The organism is Streptomyces chromofuscus (assembly GCF_015160875.1).
In the GTDB taxonomy this organism is placed as follows: domain Bacteria; phylum Actinomycetota; class Actinomycetes; order Streptomycetales; family Streptomycetaceae; genus Streptomyces; species Streptomyces chromofuscus.
This window is the reverse complement of record NZ_CP063374.1, coordinates 343,928-359,723: the sequence shown is the minus strand read 5'-3', so window position 1 is coordinate 359,723 and position 15,796 is coordinate 343,928. Positions and strand designations below refer to the sequence as shown.

At 72.4% G+C, this 15,796-nt stretch carries 16 protein-coding genes; all 16 read right to left on the bottom strand.

Going from position 1 to position 15,796, the window contains the following annotated elements:
* Window positions 1-62: 62 nt before the first annotated feature.
* The 16 genes from IPT68_RS01480 to IPT68_RS01405 all read right to left on the bottom strand — a co-directional run bounded on the left by IPT68_RS01480 (window position 63) and on the right by IPT68_RS01405 (window position 15,679).
* Window positions 63-683 (bottom strand): V-type ATP synthase subunit D, encoded by a 621-nt coding sequence (locus IPT68_RS01480; RefSeq protein ID WP_189697537.1) that lies wholly within the window; start codon window positions 681-683, stop codon window positions 63-65.
* Window positions 680-2,083: a V-type ATP synthase subunit B gene (locus tag IPT68_RS01475; RefSeq protein WP_189697538.1), complete on the bottom strand. Its 1,404-nt coding sequence runs from the start codon at window positions 2,081-2,083 to the stop codon at window positions 680-682. Before IPT68_RS01475 ends, IPT68_RS01480 begins: the two co-directional genes overlap by 4 nt.
* Entirely contained in the window at window positions 2,080-3,843 is a 1,764-nt protein-coding gene (locus IPT68_RS01470; RefSeq protein WP_228040162.1) for a V-type ATP synthase subunit A, read from the bottom strand. The genes IPT68_RS01475 and IPT68_RS01470 overlap by 4 nt, the downstream gene beginning before the upstream one ends.
* Window positions 3,840-4,373 (bottom strand): hypothetical protein, encoded by a 534-nt coding sequence (locus tag IPT68_RS01465; protein ID WP_189697745.1) that lies wholly within the window; start codon window positions 4,371-4,373, stop codon window positions 3,840-3,842. Before IPT68_RS01465 ends, IPT68_RS01470 begins: the two co-directional genes overlap by 4 nt.
* Complete coding sequence (locus IPT68_RS01460; RefSeq protein ID WP_189697540.1) at window positions 4,370-4,603, bottom strand: hypothetical protein; 234 nt, start codon at window positions 4,601-4,603, stop codon at window positions 4,370-4,372. Before IPT68_RS01460 ends, IPT68_RS01465 begins: the two co-directional genes overlap by 4 nt.
* Window positions 4,600-5,016: an ATP synthase subunit C gene (locus IPT68_RS01455; RefSeq protein WP_189697541.1), complete on the bottom strand. Its 417-nt coding sequence runs from the start codon at window positions 5,014-5,016 to the stop codon at window positions 4,600-4,602. The genes IPT68_RS01460 and IPT68_RS01455 overlap by 4 nt, the downstream gene beginning before the upstream one ends.
* Window positions 5,013-6,512 carry a V-type ATPase 116kDa subunit family protein gene (locus IPT68_RS01450; protein ID WP_189697542.1) on the bottom strand — a complete coding sequence of 500 codons (1,500 nt, stop codon included), beginning with the start codon at window positions 6,510-6,512 and terminating at the stop codon, window positions 5,013-5,015. Before IPT68_RS01450 ends, IPT68_RS01455 begins: the two co-directional genes overlap by 4 nt.
* Window positions 6,499-7,476, bottom strand: coding sequence for a V-type ATPase subunit (locus IPT68_RS01445; RefSeq protein ID WP_189697543.1), 978 nt, complete (start codon window positions 7,474-7,476; stop codon window positions 6,499-6,501). Before IPT68_RS01445 ends, IPT68_RS01450 begins: the two co-directional genes overlap by 14 nt.
* Window positions 7,476-7,955 (bottom strand): hypothetical protein, encoded by a 480-nt coding sequence (locus tag IPT68_RS01440; RefSeq protein WP_189697544.1) that lies wholly within the window; start codon window positions 7,953-7,955, stop codon window positions 7,476-7,478. Before IPT68_RS01440 ends, IPT68_RS01445 begins: the two co-directional genes overlap by 1 nt.
* Window positions 7,952-8,278, bottom strand: a complete 327-nt coding sequence (locus tag IPT68_RS01435) for a CBS domain-containing protein (protein ID WP_189697545.1) — start codon at window positions 8,276-8,278, stop codon at window positions 7,952-7,954. The genes IPT68_RS01440 and IPT68_RS01435 overlap by 4 nt, the downstream gene beginning before the upstream one ends.
* A gap of 13 nt (window positions 8,279-8,291) precedes the next feature.
* The gene (locus IPT68_RS01430) at window positions 8,292-8,537 is read right to left on the bottom strand and encodes an acyl carrier protein (protein WP_308438754.1); all 246 of its coding nucleotides are present in this window, start codon (window positions 8,535-8,537) and stop codon (window positions 8,292-8,294) included.
* Window positions 8,534-9,946, bottom strand: coding sequence for a dihydrolipoamide acetyltransferase family protein (locus IPT68_RS01425; RefSeq protein ID WP_189697546.1), 1,413 nt, complete (start codon window positions 9,944-9,946; stop codon window positions 8,534-8,536). The genes IPT68_RS01430 and IPT68_RS01425 overlap by 4 nt, the downstream gene beginning before the upstream one ends.
* Before the next feature lie 2 nt (window positions 9,947-9,948).
* On the bottom strand, window positions 9,949-10,944 hold the full coding sequence (locus IPT68_RS01420) for an alpha-ketoacid dehydrogenase subunit beta (RefSeq protein ID WP_189697547.1): 996 nt from the start codon (window positions 10,942-10,944) through the stop codon (window positions 9,949-9,951).
* Between the two features lie 2 nt (window positions 10,945-10,946).
* Complete coding sequence (pdhA, locus tag IPT68_RS01415; RefSeq protein WP_189697548.1) at window positions 10,947-12,032, bottom strand: pyruvate dehydrogenase (acetyl-transferring) E1 component subunit alpha; 1,086 nt, start codon at window positions 12,030-12,032, stop codon at window positions 10,947-10,949.
* Window positions 12,029-13,819: an acetate--CoA ligase gene (gene acsA / locus IPT68_RS01410; RefSeq protein ID WP_189697549.1), complete on the bottom strand. Its 1,791-nt coding sequence runs from the start codon at window positions 13,817-13,819 to the stop codon at window positions 12,029-12,031. The genes pdhA and acsA overlap by 4 nt, the downstream gene beginning before the upstream one ends.
* An 807-nt stretch (window positions 13,820-14,626) precedes the next feature.
* A complete protein-coding gene (locus tag IPT68_RS01405; protein ID WP_189697550.1) occupies window positions 14,627-15,679 on the bottom strand; it encodes a class I fructose-bisphosphate aldolase in 1,053 nt (350 codons plus the stop codon).
* Between the last annotated feature and the right edge of the window lie 117 nt (window positions 15,680-15,796).

The window sequence follows — 15,796 nt, the reverse complement described above, 5'->3', positions numbered from 1 at the left end:
TGAAGCCCGACCCGACTTAGGACAGGCTAAATTTACCTCTATTTCCGATCTGTGCGGACATCTCATGACTGATGCCGGGCAGCCCACCACCGTCGCCGGACGCTGTCCTCGTGCTCGGCCTGCTCCAGGGCGAGGTCGCTCCGGTCCAGGGCCGCCCGAAGGCGGGGGATCCAGTGGCGTCGCAGGGCACGGACCCGGTGCCTGGTGCTGCTGACCTCCGTGCCCACCAGCTGGACGGCGGCATGGGCCGCCGCGTACTCGGCTGCGGCGCGCACGGCACGGCCATAGGCCGCCTCGGCGTGTACCAGGGCCGTGTTGGCGGGGGCGGCGGCCGTGGGCGGACGGGCCGGTACGGACAGGGAGACCGCGGCCGGGCGGCGTACACCCAGGGAAGTGGCCCAGCGCACCGTGACCTCGGCGGCGCCGATGCCCGCGGTGGCCGACTCCAGGGCCTGTTCCCCGCCCAGGAGCAGTCCCCGCAGCAGCCAGCTCTCGGCCTCCGCCAGAAGGTCCCGCCAGGCGCGGGCGGCTTCCTGTTCCGCGCGCAGCAGCCGCGCGTGTTCGGAGCGCAGGATGAGCAACTTGCGCTCCAGGAGGTCGGCTCCGCGCTCGGCGACGTCGAGGCCGTGCCGCAGCCGCAGACGTCCCGCACGGCCGGGCGGCGTATGGCGGGCGCCGGTCATCGGGACGCCTCCGTGTCAGCGGCGTCCTCGGCCCCGTGGGCGCCGAGGAGCCGTGCGGGCAGCATGGAGAGCTGGCTGCGGGGCAGGGTCAGCAGAACCCGCCGGCCGCGTTCCAAAGAGGTGTCGAGGTCGCGCGGTTCGTCGCTGCGCTGGTCGGCGAAGTCCCGCAGGAACGCCTGGTCGAAGTCCAGGTAACGTCGGTCGGTGGGGCTCAGCGCCGACCGGCCGACCAGGTCCGCGAGATCGCGCACCTGCCGCGCGCGGGCCAGGGCGGCCAGCAACTGGGCCGCGACGTCGAGATGGTCGTCGCGGGTACGGCCGGGCCCCGCGCCCTTGCGCATCAGCCGGGAGAGGGAGGACAGGGCGTCCAGCGGTGGGTAGACGCCTCGCGCGTGCGTCTCGGGCGAGAGGACGATCTGGCCCTCGGTGATGTAGCCGGTGAGGTCGGGCACCGGGTGGGTGATGTCGCCCGCGGGCATGGTGAGCACCGGCAGCACGGTGACCGAGCCGGGCCGGCCCCGAATGCGTCCGCAGCGTTCGTACAGGGAGGCCAGGTCGCTGTAGAGGTAGCCGGGGTAGGCGCGGCGGGCGGGTACCTCCCCGCGGGCGGCGGAGACCTCGCGCAGCGCCTCGGCGTACGTGGTCATGTCGGTCATCACCACCAGGACATGCCGTCCCTCGTCGAAGGCGAGGTGCTCGGCGACGGTGAGCGCGATGCGCGGGGTGAGGATCCGTTCGACCACCGGGTCGTCGGCGGTGTTCAGCAGCAGGACCAGTTCTCCGGCCGCGGACCGTTCCTCCAGGGCGTCGCGCACGAAGGAGGCGTCGGCATGGGTGAGCCCCATGCCCGCGAAGACGACACTGAACGCCTCACCGGCGGCGGTGGCCTGCGCGGCGATCTGGGCGGCCAGTTCCAGATGCGGCAGTCCGGCCACCGAGAACACCGGCAGCTTCTGCCCGCGTACCAGCGTGGTCAGGGCATCGACGACCCCCACGCCGGTCAGCACCGGCTCGGACGGCGGTTCGCGCCGCACCGGGTTGATGGGTGCGCCGCCCACCTCGGCGTCGTGGGAGCCGAGGACGGGCGGGCCGCCGTCCAGGGGCTCGCCCCGGCCGTTGCAGACCCGGCCGAGCCAGTCCGTGCCGACCGGGACGCGCAGGGGGCTGCCCGAGAAGGCCGCCCGGACGCCCTCCGGGTCCATGCCCGCGGTGCCCTCCAGCACCTGGACGACCGCCAGGTCGCGGTCGGCGTCCAGGACCACGCCGTGGCGGAGTTCGCCCGAGGCGAGGGTGATGCGTACGTATTCGTCCCAGCCGATCCCGGTCACCCCTTCGACGATCGCGAGCGGCCCCCTCAGTTCACGCACCGACGTGTACTCGATCCCACCGGTCGGGCTCATGGCCGCACGTCACCCAACCTGGCGACCATGGCGTCCCGCCGCGCCGCCACTGCGGCGGCGTCCTGCGGGGCGGTGTCCTCGCGGGCGCGCAGCAGCGGGCCGAAGTCGACCTCCTCGATCGTGGCCGGTGAGACACCGGAGTCCACCAGTTCGCGGCAGCGGTCGGCGACCGCGAGGACGGCGTCGGCCAGGGCGGCCGTCTTCTCCGGCCCGCAGTAGGAGTCCCGCTCCGACAGCGCGCTCTGCTGCAGCACGCCCTCGCGGACCAGCCTCCCCGCCAGCACGCTGATCCGCTCCCGCGCGGGCAGGGCGGCGATGCCGATCAGGTCCACGAGAGCGGCCAGCCGGTCGGCCTCCGCCAGCGCCGCTCCCACCCGGTCGCGGCGCCGGGTCCATGCCGGGTCGCCGGCTGCCCGGTGTCCGGCGGCGAGGACCGGTACGTCCCGGGAGAAGGACCCAGCCCAGGAGACGGCGGGGTAGTGGCGGGCGTAGGCGAGGTCGCGGTCGAGGGTCCACAGGCAGCGGACGAAGCGTTCGGTGTGCGCGGTCACCGGTTCCGTCATGTCCCCGCCGGGCGGGGACACCGCGCCGATCACGGTCACCGAACCCCGGTCGCCTCCGAGGGTGGTCACGGCCGCGGCCCGTTCGTAGAAGGCCGCGATGGCGGAGGCCAGCCCGGCCGGGTAGCCCTCCTCGGCGGGCAGCTCGCCGGTGCGGGAGGCGAACTCGCGCAGCGCCTCGGCCCACCGGGAGGTCGAGTCGGCGATGACCACCACGTCGAGGCCCATGTCCCGGAAGTACTCGGCGACCGTCATTCCCGTGTGGACGCTCGCCTCGCGGGCCATCATCGGCATGTTGGAGGTGTTGGCGATCGTCACGGTGCGGTCCGAGAGGTGCCCGCCCGTGCGCGGGTCCTGAAGCTCGGCCAGTTCGGTGATGACGTCGGCCATCTCGTTGCCGCGCTCCCCGCAGCCGACGTAGACGATGACGTCCGCGTCGCACCACTTGGCGATCTGCTGCAGGAGCATCGTCTTGCCGGTGCCGAAGCCACCGGGCACCGCCGCCGTGCTGCCCCGCGCCACGGGGAAGAGCAGGTCGATCACCCGCTGGCCGGTGTTCAGGGCCTCGTGGCTGTCGACGCGCTCCCGCACCGGGCGCGGCCGGCGCACCGGCCACAGGGCGCCGACGGTCACCTCGGTACCGCCCACCACGGCCACCACGGCGTCCCGCGGGTGGTCCCCGGCCCCGGCGATCTCCTCGACCGTGCCCCCGCCGCCCGGCGGCACGAGGACCTTCACCGGCAGGGGCCCCACGTCGCGGACTTCTCCGAGCGCCTGCCCCTCGGCCACCGCCTCGCCCCGCGCGACCGAGGGGCGGAAGGACCAGGTCCGGTCCCCAGCCGTGTTCCGTTGCGCACCGGGCACCAGCCAGTCGCCGACACCGGACAGAGGGCGCAGCAGACCGTCGAAGATTCCGCCCAGCAGTTCGGGACCGAGCCGGACCGACAGCGGACGGCCCTGGGGCAGCGCCATCTGTCCCGGAGCGAGGCCACCGGTGTACTCGTACGCCTGGACGGTGACCACGTGGCCGCTGACGGCCACGATCTCCCCCGGCAACCGGGCGGGGCCGATCGAGACCAGGTCGTACATCGCGATGCCGCGCGTGTACTCCATCTCGACGAGCGGTCCGGTGACGCGCAGGATCCGGCAGACCGACTGCCGGTCGGTCTGTCGCCGATGCGTCCCGGAGTCTTCCGTCACGGCTCCCACAGGCTCCGCACCTCCCCTCTCACGCGGTCCACCGCGCGGTCGGCCAGCGTGGTCAGCGAGAGGTCGACACGCCTCCCCGGCGCCCGGGCCACCACGCCCCCGTCGGCGTGTTCGGTCACTTCGGCCGCGGGACCGAGCAGGACACGAGCCCGCTGCTCCAGCCACCCCCTCAGGGAGGTGTAGCCATCGGTCCCGCGCAGGGCGCGGACCCGCTCGGCGGCCTCGTTTCGCAACTCCTGGTACGCCTCCCGGCGAGCGGCGAGCGTCCGGGACCTGGCGTCCCGCCGGGTCTTGACGAGAAGGTCGCGGGCGGCGTCCGAGCCGTCGGCCTCGCCCTGCCGCCGGGCCTCGTCGAGGATGGCCCGAGCCTCCGCGCGGGCCTGGTCGAGGAGTGCCGCGGCCTCGCGCTCGGCGTGGGTCAGGAGCGCATCCGCGTCGGCGTGAGCGGCTCGCAGCAGCCCTGCCCGGACCGGCGAGAGGGGGTCCGCGTCCGTCGCATGCTCCGGGGCCGGGGTCGTCATGGCGGCATCACGGCGGTCAGCGGACGGCGGCCACCCGGCGTTGCGGGGTCCGACTTCAGCGCCTCGGCCGCGGCGGGTGTGAGGATCACCAAGTCGATGCCGTCCGGCAGGCTGCGCCAGACCCGGCGCACGGCCTGGACGTCGTCGGCGACCAGGACGACCGCCCCGGCCAGGGCCAGGCCGGTCACCCTGGACCGCTCTCCGAGGGCGGCGACGCGGCCCATGGTCATGCCTTGCCGATGAGGATGACCGCGACGACCAGCCCGTAGATGGCGATGCCCTCGGCCAGGCCGACGATGACCATGGCCCGGCCGAAGAGTTCGGGCCGTTCGCTGAGTGCCGCGAGGGCCGCCGCACCGGTGTAGGCGACCGCGATGGCCGCGCTGATCGTCGAGGCGGCCACCGCGATCGCGGCCGCGATCAGGGCGGCGGAACCCGAGCCGGAGTCCTGCGCCGCCGTGGTCGCGGCCTGCGCGGATCCGCCGCCGAGTGCCAGGGCCGGCACCACGGTGGCGGCCACCAGCAGCACGGCGTCCGCGGCGACCATCCACCACAGGGCCGTCCGGCCCGAGCGCCGCAGCACAAGGCGTACGGCGACGAATCCCGCGACGATGACAGGCAGGGCCAAGAACCAGGTGATCACGACGACTCCTCCCTCGCCGGGCCTTGTCGGACGGCTTCCTCCGTTGCGGGCGGCCCGGCGTCGGCGGCCGGCCCGGTGAGGTGCTGCACCGGCAGATGCCAGGGCCTGAAGGGGCGGCCCTCGCCCTCGAAGAGCCGCGAGAACAGTTCGTAGAACTCCAGCCGGAGTGCCTGGACACCCGCCACCAGCGCCTCCAGCGAAAAGGCGACCGCGTTGCCCACGAGGAACACCGGCAGCGCGGCGGCGACGCCCACCGGACCCCGGCCCGCCAGAGCCGTCGTGCCGTCCCAGACGAGCGCGCCGAGCGCCCCGTGGGTCAGGCCGAAGGCCGCGAGCCGTGCGAAGGACACGACGTTGGAGCCGATCCGGACCACCGCGTCGAAGAGCTGAATGCCGGTCTGCACGGCACCGCCCGGCCCGCCCGCCGTGGTCGCGTACAGTCCCGTCCCTGCCAGAGCCAGTCCCACGACGGCGATCACGGCGCCCACGACGCCGTACGCCACCTGGCCGAGCCACACATACCCCGCGCAGACGGCCAGGCCGAGGTAGAGCGCGGCCCCGGCGATTCCGGTCGTCGCGCACAGGGCAGAAGCACGTCCACCCTCCCGCCACCTGTTCACCGTCCCCGCCGCGTAGGCACCGGCGAGCAGTACGGCGCCGAGCGCGACGGCGACGGCGAGCAGCCGCATGGGCTCCTGCAGCGGTTGCAACCACAGCACGGGGAGCACCCCGGTCGGGCCGAAGAACTCGCCGTAGGCCACCCCCGCCACGGTGGCGGCCAGCCCCGCACCGGCGACGAAGGGCCACAGCGGGCGCAGCGCCGCCAACCGGCGCGGCCGTCCCGCCCGCAGCAGGAACGCGAGGGCGACCAGCAGCAGCCCCTGCCCGGCATCACCGAACATCAGGCCGAACATCACCACGTAGACGATTCCGGCCGCCATCGTGGGGTCGAGGTCGGCGTAGGGCACGGTTCCGTACGTGGTGACCAGAGGCGTGAAGGAACGGCGTACGGGCGTCGCCGTGTGCACCGCAGGTGCGGTGTCCGCTCCGGCCAGCAGGGTCGGCGGATCGACACCGCGCGGAGCCCGCAGGGGCACCAGCGCGGCCCCGGCACCGGCGATGCGCGCCGCCGTGGCGCCCACCTCCGTCTCGGGACACCAGCCGGCCAGTGCCGCGACCGCGCCGTGCCGGACCGCGCTGCCGAGCCGTTGCTCCAGCTGTGCCTCACCTGCCAGCAGGTCGGTCCGGCCCTCGCGCTCCAGGACGTCCAGATCGGGGGGAGCTTCACAGAGCATGGGTTGTGCCGCCTCGGCGCGCAGCCGCTGCAGGCGCGTCGCCGCCGGCCCGCGGACCTGAGGACCGCCGTCGCCGGCCAGGTCGACCTCGACGCAGCCCGCCTCCGCGATCCGCAGCAAACACTCTCTCAGCGCCTGCTCGGGGGCCATGACGGCCACCCTGCGCATCCGGACCGGGACCGCGCCCTCAGCGCGGAGCATCGAGCACCTCCGCCGTCCAGTCCCCGGGGCCACCGCCCCTGGCGGCCAGTTCCAGCGCCCCGCGGGTCCGCCACGCATCGACGGACAGCAGCGCCACGGCCCCGACCACCGGCTGGGGACCGAAGCGGGACCGGCGCATCAGTTCCCGGCCGTCCCGTTCGACCACGTTCCACCACCGTGCCTCCGCCCGCCACAGGTCCGCGGCCTCGTCGACGTCGTCCAGCAGCCACCTCGCGGTGGCCGGCAGCGCCTCCCGGAAATCGGCGTACGACCCCGCCCCCACCGCGCGCGGCCCGAGCAGGCGGGCCGCCCGGCGGACGGACACCTCCGGCAACCCGCGGCCGACGACGAACACCTCACGGCCGAACAGCAGCGCGAGTCGGGCCGCCGCCCAGCGCGCCGCGTCGGGGACGGCGGTGGCGAGCCGTACGGCGGCGGAGACGCGCATACCCGTGGCGACCGCCGCCGGGGAGTCGTCCCCCGGGTCGCCCCAGACGGAGGCCGTCAGCGCGGCACGCAGCTCCGACGGCGTACGGGTGTGGGCCAGCCGTCTCCAGGCGGTGGCCAGAGCGCCAAGGCGGTAGGGCGGCAGGTGCCCTGTGTCCGCGGCCGCTGCGCCGGCCGAGGCGGAGCGCGGGTCCTGGGCCGAGAAGGACCGCAGATGGTGTTGGGCGTTGGAGATCTCGAACCCGGCGGCGAGCGCCCGGATGGCGTCGGCGCCCGTGGCCGGCTGCCAGCCTGCGAGAACCCGGAGATGCCACAGCAGCGTCGCCGAGACCGCGCGCTGGGCCTCGGACGGCGTCGCGCCCGGGCTGACGTCGTGCCGGTACGGAGTGGCCGCCAAGTAGCGCAGGGCGTCCTCGAGGGTGCGGGAACCGGCCACGTCCCTGATGCCCTCCGCGCCCAGACACCTGGTCCGCAGAGCCCGTGCCCGGGACACGCCGGCCACCCGTCCGGCGCCCATCAGAGATCACCCTCCGGGGGGTGCCCCCGTTCGGCGGCCCGGCGTTCCTGCTCCGCTTCGATGTCCTCCAGCACCAGCGCGACCACTCGGTCGGCGAGCGCGGGCGTACGGATCCTGGCACGCTCGCGTACGGCCACGGCCTCATGTTCCGCTTCGGCGAGCAGTGCCGCTGCCTCGCCCTCGGCCGCACGCAGCACCTGCTCGGCGGTGCGTGCCCGTACGCGGCGGGCCTCCGCACGCGCCGCCGCCACCATCGCCTCGGCCTGCCGTTCGGCTTCATGCCGGCGCGACGCGGCGTCGGCGTCGGCCCGTTCCCGTACGGCCCGGGCTTCCGCCTCCGCCTGTTCGAGCAAGGCCAGCGGCGGTGCGAGTTCCGCACGGAGCTCGGCGGAGCGGTCCGCCGGGACACCGCTCGGTGCGGCCCGGCCCGGCGACACCGCCGGCCGGAACCGTGTCAGAAAGTCCCGGAAACCCGTCACCGACTCTCCTTGCGTGGGCCCGAGCCCCCGCTTCCAGTCTCCCCGCCGAGCGGCGACATGTCGTGCCGCATGGCACCGCCCGTCCCGCCGCGAGGCAACTCGGCCCGCGCCCCCTCGAAGCCCGGGACCGCTACCGGCACGGCGGAGTCGACGCGGCGTCCGCGACTCGTTCCGCCGAGTGAACGGTGACCGGCCGGGACGGCGGCCTCGGCCTTCAGGTCCGACTCCAGGACGACCCCGACCACATGGTCGTCGGCGTCGGCCACCGGTACGGCGCTCACCTGCTCGCGGGCGAGTGTGTGGGCCACGTTCGGGAACGGCATGTCGCCGAGCGCGTCACTGCGTGTGGGCGACCAGGAAGTCGGCGCTGCCGGACAGCGTGGTCAGCCGGGGTGTGTCCGCGTCCTCGATGCGCACGCCGGACCGTTCGCTGAGCACCTGGACGAAACTCAGGAAGTCCAGGGAGTCCATCTCGAGAGCGTCGCGGAAGGCGTCGTCGGGCCCCAGCGCCGCGACATCGGCGTCGGGGATGACGTCGGTGATCGATTCCTTGACCATGTCCAGCGCTTCGGTTCGGTTCACAGTTGCTCCGGATTCTGCAGAAGGCGGGCGACCTCCGTGAGGTAGCGGGCACCGACGGCACCGTTCGTCGCCCGGTGGTCGGCCGAGAGGGTCGCTGTGACCACAGGGCGCACGCCCAGCAGGCCGTCGACGGCGCACGGCCGGTCGACCACCCGCCCGAAGCCGACCAGGGCCACCTGAGGCGGGTGGATCACGCCGAAGACCGTCTCCACGCCCTGATCGCCGAGATTGGTGACCGTGATTGTGGCGTCGGACACCTCTGACCCGCGCAGCCTGCCCGTGCGGGCCCGGGTGACCAGGTCCTTCAGGGCGGCCATCAGTTGGGGGAGAGCCAGGGTGTCGGCGTCGTGCAGGGCGGGCGCGACGAGACCTCCGCCGCGCAGGGACACGGCCATGCCCAGGTGTACGCCCTCGCCTTGCGTGAAGTGGTCATCGGTCCAGAAGCCGTTGAGCTCGGGGACCTTCCGGGCCGCCAGGGCCGCCGCCTTGAGCAGCAGGGCTGCGGGGAGCAGCCGTTCACCGACCGGACTGCGCCGGTTGTGCTCGTGCAGCCAGTCCGTCGCGGCGGCCATGTCCACGGTGGTGCAGAGGTAGTAGTGGGGGATGTCCCGGTTGGCGCGGCTCATCAGGCCGGCGATCGCCTGGCGCATGGCCGCCGCCCGGCCTTCGGACGGGTGTGTGGCAGGAGCGCCTGCAGGGGAAGGACGTACGGGCGCGGCGGCCGCGGGCGGGGTGAGGGCTGAGGGGCCGGGCGCTGCACGGCGTACGTCCGATGCGCGGATGGCCGACCGGCTGCCCGTCCCTTTCACCGTGGCGAGGTCGACGCCCAGTTCGGCGGCGAGCCGCCGGGCGAGGGGCGTGGCCCGCAAGCGCGGTGGCTCGGTGGTGGCTCGGGCGGCTGCCGCGTGTTCGACGTCGGTCCGGGTGACGCGTCCACCGGGTCCGGTGCCGTGCAGCGTCTCCAGGTCGACGCCGCTCTGCTCGGCGAGGTGCCGGACCAGGGGACCGGCCTCCATGTGGTCGGGCAGCCGAGCGGCGGAGGGTGCCGACACCGGGACCGCGACGGGCTGAGGCTGCGGGGAGGGGCGCTCGGGGGGTTTGGGTATCTCGGCGGGCTCGGCGGGCTCGGCAGGCTTGCCCTTTTTCGGTGCGTGACGGGCGGGTCGCCGCTCCTCGGCCGGTCCGATCAGCGCGAGCGGCGTGCCCACCGGCACCGTCGCTCCGGGCTCGATGAGCAGCTTCCTCATGGTCCCGGTTTCGAAGCACTCCACCTCGATGGTCGACTTGGCGGTTTCCACGACCGCGACCGGGTCTCCCTTGTGGACGAGGTCACCGGGTCTCACGAGCCATTCCAGGAGCGTTCCCTCGTCCATGTCCGCGCCGAGGGACGGCATGGTGAACTCGGACATGATCAGTCCACCGCCCGGTGGGCGGCCGCGACGATGTCGGCGACCTGGGGCAGGGCGGCCTCCTCCAGCCGCCTGGCGTACGGCATGGGCACCTCGGCGCTGCATACCCGCTCGACGGGTGCGTCCAGGTCGTAGAACGACTCTTCCGCGATGCGGGCGGACACTTCGGCGGCGAGGCTTCCCGTCCGCCATGCCTCGTCGACGACCACCGCACGATGCGTTCGGGCCACCGACACGGTGATGGCCGCGTCGTCCAGGGGACGCAGCGTGCGCAGGTCGATCACCTCGGCGCTGATGCCCTCGGCGGCCAGTTCGTCCGCCGCAGCGAGTGCCTTGGGGAGCGAACCGCCGTACGTGATCAGGGAGATGTCGGTGCCTGGGCGGCGGATCGCGGCGTGGTCGAGGTCCACGGGGGCGGTGGACGGCAGGAGTTCGCCGGAGACGTTGTAGAGGCTTCCGTGCTCGAAGATCAGTACGGGGTCGGGGTCGGCGAGCGCCGGGGCCAGCATGTGCCGCGCGTCCTCCAGCGTGGCAGGGGCCAGGACACGGATGCCCGGGATGTGCGCGTACCAGCCTTCGAGGCTGTGCGAGTGCTGGGCGGCGAGTTGCCGTCCGGCGCCCGTGGTCATGCGGATGACCAGGGGCACGGGCAGCTGGCCGCCCGACATGTGCAGCAGGGTGGCGGCGTTGTTGAGGATCTGGTCGAGGGCGAGCAGGCTGAAGTTGACGGTCATGATCTCGACGATGGGCCGCATCCCGGACAGGGCCGCGCCGATGCCGGCGCCCACGAACGCGGACTCCGACAGCGGGGTGTCCCGGACGCGTTCGGGACCGAACTCCTCCAGCAGACCGAGGCTGACGCCGAAGCATCCGCCGTAGCGGCCCACGTCCTCACCCATGAGGAAGACGCGGTCGTCGGAGCGCAGGGCCTGCCTGAGCGCTTCGCGCATCGCCTCGCGGTAGGTCGTCTTCGCCTCGTGCGTTCCGCCCACGCCCACGGTCAGTGCACCGCCTCTGCCGAGGAACTGGTGACGTGGTGGAACAGGTGCTCGACCGGCTCCTCGGGTGCCTGTTCCGCCGCTTCGACGGCGTGGTCGATCTCGTCGGTGATGCCCTGCTCGATCCGGGCCAATGCGTCGTCGCCCAGCTCACCGTTCTCGCGCATGCGGTCGGTGAGCAGGCTGATCGGGTCCCGCTCCTTCCACCGCTCGATCTCCGCCTTGTGGCGATACCGGTCCGGGTCGTACATCGAGTGGGCGCGGAAGCGGTACGTGCGCAGCTCCAGGAAGTGCGGCCCGGTGCCGGTTCGGACGCCTTCGACGGCCCGTCGGGCGGCCTGCTCGACGGCCTCGACGTCCATACCGTCCACGGCCCAGGCGACCATGCCGTAGGACGCGGCGCGCATGGCCAGATCCGTCTGCGCCTCGTGCCGCTCCAGGGCCGTTCCCATGGCGTAGAGGTTGTTCTCGCAGACCAGCAGCACGGGCAGCTTCCACAAGGCCGCCAGGTTCGCGGTCTCGTGGAACTCGCCCTCTGCGAAGGCCCCGTCGCCGAAGAAGCAGCAGGTGACGTGCGGCTGTCCGCGCATATGGTCGGCGAGCGCGAGGCCGGCGGCCAGGGGGAGCCCGCCGGCGACGATCGCGTTGCCGCCGTAGAAGCGGCGACTCGCGTCGAACAGGTGCATCGATCCGCCCCTGCCACCGCTGCATCCCGTCGTCCTGCCGTACATCTCCGCCATGGCGGCCTCGGCGGTGATTCCGCGCGCCAGAGCATGACCGTGTTCCCGGTACGTGGAGACGACTGCGTCCTCGGGCGTCAGGGCTTCGTTGATGCCGACGGCGACGGCCTCCTCGCCGATGTAGAGGTGGACGAACCCGCGAATTTTCGCGGCGCTGTACAGCTCGACGCACCGCTCCTCGAACCGCCGGATGCGCAGCATCGACTCCAGCAGATCCGTCCGGTGTCCGGTGTCCCCGCGCCCGGACGGAACTCCGGCCCTCCCGTTCCCTCTGGTCGTCGTTGTCCTTTTGCCGGCCTTCGGAGGCGCCGAGTCCTTCCGCGTCCGGGTGGGGTGGGCCAGGCTCATGCCGTTCCCTCCAATGTCGACAAGTCGCCCGTAGGCGCACCGAGTTCACGCGCACGCAGCACACGGCGCATCACTTTCCCGCTGCGGGTCTTGGGCAGGTTCTGGTCGAACGCGATCTCCCTCGGTGCGACGGCGGGGCCCAGCTTGCGGCGGCCGAAGGCCAGCAGTTCCCGCTCCAGATCCGCGGTTGGCTCGACACCGGGACGCACCGACACGAATGCCTTGACGACGTTCCCGGCGACCGGATCCGGCCGTCCGATCACGCCGGCCTCGACCACCGCCGGGTGCTCCATCAGCGCGCTCTCCACCTCGAACGGACCGATCAGATGTCCCGCCGACTTGATGACGTCGTCGGCGCGCCCCACGAACCAGTACCAGCCGTCCGCGTCCCGGCGGACCAGGTCACCCGTCAGATACCAGCCGTCCGCGAACGCGGCGTCGTACCGCTCCTTGTCGTGCAGGTAGCCGCGGAACATCGACGGCCATCCTGGACGTAGCGCCAACTCACCAACCACATCGGGGTGTCGGACCTCGGTGACCCGACCGTCGATGACCAGCGCCCGGCCGTCCTCCCCCTGTGCCAGGACCGTCGCGTCGACGCCGGGCAGGGGTCTTCCCATCGAGCCGGGACGGATCTCACCGGCGGCGAAGTTCGCGATCATGATGCAGCCGGTCTCCGTCTGCCACCAGTTGTCGTGCACCGGCAGGCCCAGCACGTCGCGCCCCCACACCACGGCCTCCGGATTGAGGGGCTCGCCGACGGAGGCGATGAACCGCAGCGCCGAGAGGTCGTAGGAGCGCGGCAGGTCGTACGGACCCTGGCGGGGTGTGGCGCGCATGAGCATGCGCAGGGCCGTGGGGGCGGTGTACCAGACGGTGACTCGCTGTTCGCCGAGGATCCGGTACCAGCGCCGGGCGTCGTAGTCACCCGCGTCGACGACCACCGTCACGCCGTGGACCAGCGGGGCGACGACGCCGTACGACATGCCGGTGACCCAGCCGGGGTCGGCGGTGCACCAGTACACGTCCTCGGGGTGCAGATCGAGCGCGTACGCGGCCGTGGCGTGGTGGGCGACGACGGCCTCGTGGACGTGGACGGCGCCCTTGGGGGTGCCGGTGGTGCCACTGGTGAAGTGCAGCAGGGCCATGTCCCCGGGCGAGGTCGCAGGGATGGCGAAGGTGTCCGGGGCGGCGGACATCAGGTCGTCGAAGGAGGCCGTGCCGGGCAGTTCCTCCGCGCCGGGACCGACGATCAGGACGTGCCTCAGTCCGGGAACCGATGCGCGGCGCTCGGCGACCTTGCGCCGGTAGAGGGCCGCGGTGGTGACCAGGACCTGCGCGTCGCCCAACCGCAGCCGCTGTTCCACCGGGTCGGGGCCGAAGGCGGAGAAGAGCGGGCAGAGCACGCTGGTGTTCTTCAGCGTGCCCAGCACGGTGGCGTACAGCTCGGGGCAGCGGCCCAGCAGGGTGAACACCCGGTCCCCCTGTCCGACGCCGAGTGACCGTAGGACGTTCGCGAAGCGGGATGTGCGGCGGGCCAGTTCGAAGTATGTGATGGTCGAGACGGAGTCGTCCCGTGCGACGCAGCACAGCGCGACCTTGTCGGCGTGATCCGAGGCCACGTGCCGGTCGACGGCCTCGTAGGCCATGTTGAGGCCGCCGCCGGGCAGCCCGGCCAGGGCGGTGCGCGCCTGCGACCAGGTGAAGGCGGAGCGGGCCCGGTCGTAGTCGGTCAGTCGGGGTGGGACGACCGGTGGGGTGTCCTTGTGGATGGTTTCCCAGTGCATGGGTTGCTCCTCCCGGCACTGCCCCTGATCTCCAGGGTCGCCGAGTCCGGCACTGGCCGCATTTCCGCCGGAGGGCACGGGCCTGAGAGGACGGCCGACGGTCGCTGCCGACGCTCATGGAGCCGAGGGCCGCCCGCTTCTTGCGGGCCCTCATTGCACGGTGCGCGGTCTCGCTCCGCTTCGCCGTGTCACCTGTTGCCCTCGGCTCACTTCCATAGCACTCCCGCTCGTCGGCGGGCGCCAGGGCCGGACGGCCCAGGTGGGGGGTGCCGGACGGCCTTTTCGGACGTCTGTCGGTCGGCCGGGTTCTGCGCCGGCCGTCGTGCCGTGGGAGAACACCTCGTAGCCGTCCTCCAACGATCGGGGCCGAACGTGTGGGTGACCGAATGTGGGACGTGCGGGCGTCCGAACCCCACCAGCTCCCTCAGCCACGGTGGGGAGGACGTGTCCACCTGCCCTCCCGCCCGGACGGCGCGGCTGCACAGGACGAAATTGTCCGGTTGGTGACCGCCGGCCCTACTGCCTGCCCACTGACCCGGCCGTCTCCGGAAACGCATCCGGGTCCTGGCCGGTGGTCGTCCGCTTCCTCGTCGACGTCACCTACGGTGCGCTGCTCTGCGGCACGTCGGGCGGGACGTGAACGCCCCCCGATGTCGTCGACGGCACTGACTGTCGGAGCGGCCCCCTTCGGACAGCCCTGCGATCGCAGTGGGTTCGCGGACGCGAACCATCGATCACCGCGGCGGGCGACGCGGCCGGTGGCTGGTGATCGGCGCTCGCACGAGGGGGGAAACCTGGCCGCCCCGGTCAGGCCACGGTGATGCTGTCGTCGAGGTACACGTCCTGGACGGCGTGGAGGAGTTCTATGCCCTCGCTGGTGGGACGCTGGAAGGCCTTTCGGCCCGTGATGAGGCCGGTGCCTCCGGCCCGCTTGTTGATCACCGCGGTCCGTACGGCCTGCGCGAGGTCCCCTTTTCCGGCCGATGCGCCGCCGCTGTTGATCAGTCCGACCCGGCCCATGTAGCAGTTGGCCACCTGCCAGCGGGTGAGGTCGATCGGGTGATCGGTGGTGAGCGTGCTGTACAGGAGCTTGTCGGTCCTGCCGAAGTCCAGCGCGGTGTAGCCGCCGTTGTTCTCCGGCTGCTTCTGTTTGACGATGTCGGCCTCGATGGTCACGCCGAGGTGGTTGGCCTGCCCGGTGAGGTCGGCCGACACCGAGTAGTCCACGCCGTCCTTCTTGAACGCCGCATTGCGCAGGTAGCACCACACCACGGTGAACATGCCCAATTCGTGAGCCCGTGCAAAGACCTGGCTGACTTCCTGCAGCTGGCGGTCCGACTGCTCCGAGCCGAAATAGACCGTGGCGCCCACACCGGCCGCACCGAGTTCGAAGCACTGCTCGACGTTGCCGAACATGATCTGGTCGTAGTGGTTCGGGTAGGTCAGCAGCTCGTTGTGGTTGAGCTTGACGATGAAGGGAATCTTGTGCGCGTAGCGCCGCGACACCGCACCGAGCACACCCATGGTGCTGGCGACCGCGTTGCAGCCGCCCTCGATGGCGAGTTCGACGATGTTCCTGGGGTCGAGGTAGCGGGGGTTCGCGGCGAACGCCGACGCCGCGGAGTGCTCGATGCCCTGATCCACGGGCAGGATCGAGACGTATCCCGTGCCGGCCAGACGGCCGTGGTCGAAAAGGGACTGCAGGTTGCGCAGCACCCGGGGCGAACGGTCGGTCGCGGACAGGGTCCGGTCGACGAAGTCAGGACCCGGCAGTACCAGGTCTTCACTGGGAATCCCTTGGGCGGTGAAGGTCAGCAGGTCCTTGGCCTCGTCGCCCAGCAAGCCTTGGATGTCGGTCATCGGCTCGCCTCCGGTCGTTCGGAATGCCGAGGGATGAGCCCCGGGTTCCCGCAACTGCCAGGCCCATGTAAACCCGCGTGTGTCGTTCGGTGTCCATCGGGCGTAACGCGTCCCCCG

Excerpts from the sequence above, each read along its gene's own strand:
- IPT68_RS01425 (WP_189697546.1), bottom strand. The coding sequence starts at position 9,946 with ATGTCCGAGTTCACCATGCCGTCCCTCGGCGCGGACATGGACGAGGGA.
- IPT68_RS01405 (WP_189697550.1), bottom strand. The coding sequence starts at position 15,679 with ATGACCGACATCCAAGGCTTGCTGGGCGACGAGGCCAAGGACCTGCTG.
- IPT68_RS01450 (WP_189697542.1), bottom strand. The coding sequence starts at position 6,512 with ATGCTCCGCGCTGAGGGCGCGGTCCCGGTCCGGATGCGCAGGGTGGCC.
- acsA (WP_189697549.1), bottom strand. The coding sequence starts at position 13,819 with ATGCACTGGGAAACCATCCACAAGGACACCCCACCGGTCGTCCCACCC.
- IPT68_RS01435 (WP_189697545.1), bottom strand. The coding sequence starts at position 8,278 with ATGCCGTTCCCGAACGTGGCCCACACACTCGCCCGCGAGCAGGTGAGC.
- IPT68_RS01465 (WP_189697745.1), bottom strand. The coding sequence starts at position 4,373 with ATGACGACCCCGGCCCCGGAGCATGCGACGGACGCGGACCCCCTCTCG.
- pdhA (WP_189697548.1), bottom strand. The coding sequence starts at position 12,032 with ATGAGCCTGGCCCACCCCACCCGGACGCGGAAGGACTCGGCGCCTCCG.
- IPT68_RS01460 (WP_189697540.1), bottom strand. The coding sequence starts at position 4,603 with ATGACCATGGGCCGCGTCGCCGCCCTCGGAGAGCGGTCCAGGGTGACC.
- IPT68_RS01445 (WP_189697543.1), bottom strand. The coding sequence starts at position 7,476 with ATGGGCGCCGGACGGGTGGCCGGCGTGTCCCGGGCACGGGCTCTGCGG.
- IPT68_RS01480 (WP_189697537.1), bottom strand. The coding sequence starts at position 683 with ATGACCGGCGCCCGCCATACGCCGCCCGGCCGTGCGGGACGTCTGCGG.
- IPT68_RS01475 (WP_189697538.1), bottom strand. The coding sequence starts at position 2,083 with ATGAGCCCGACCGGTGGGATCGAGTACACGTCGGTGCGTGAACTGAGG.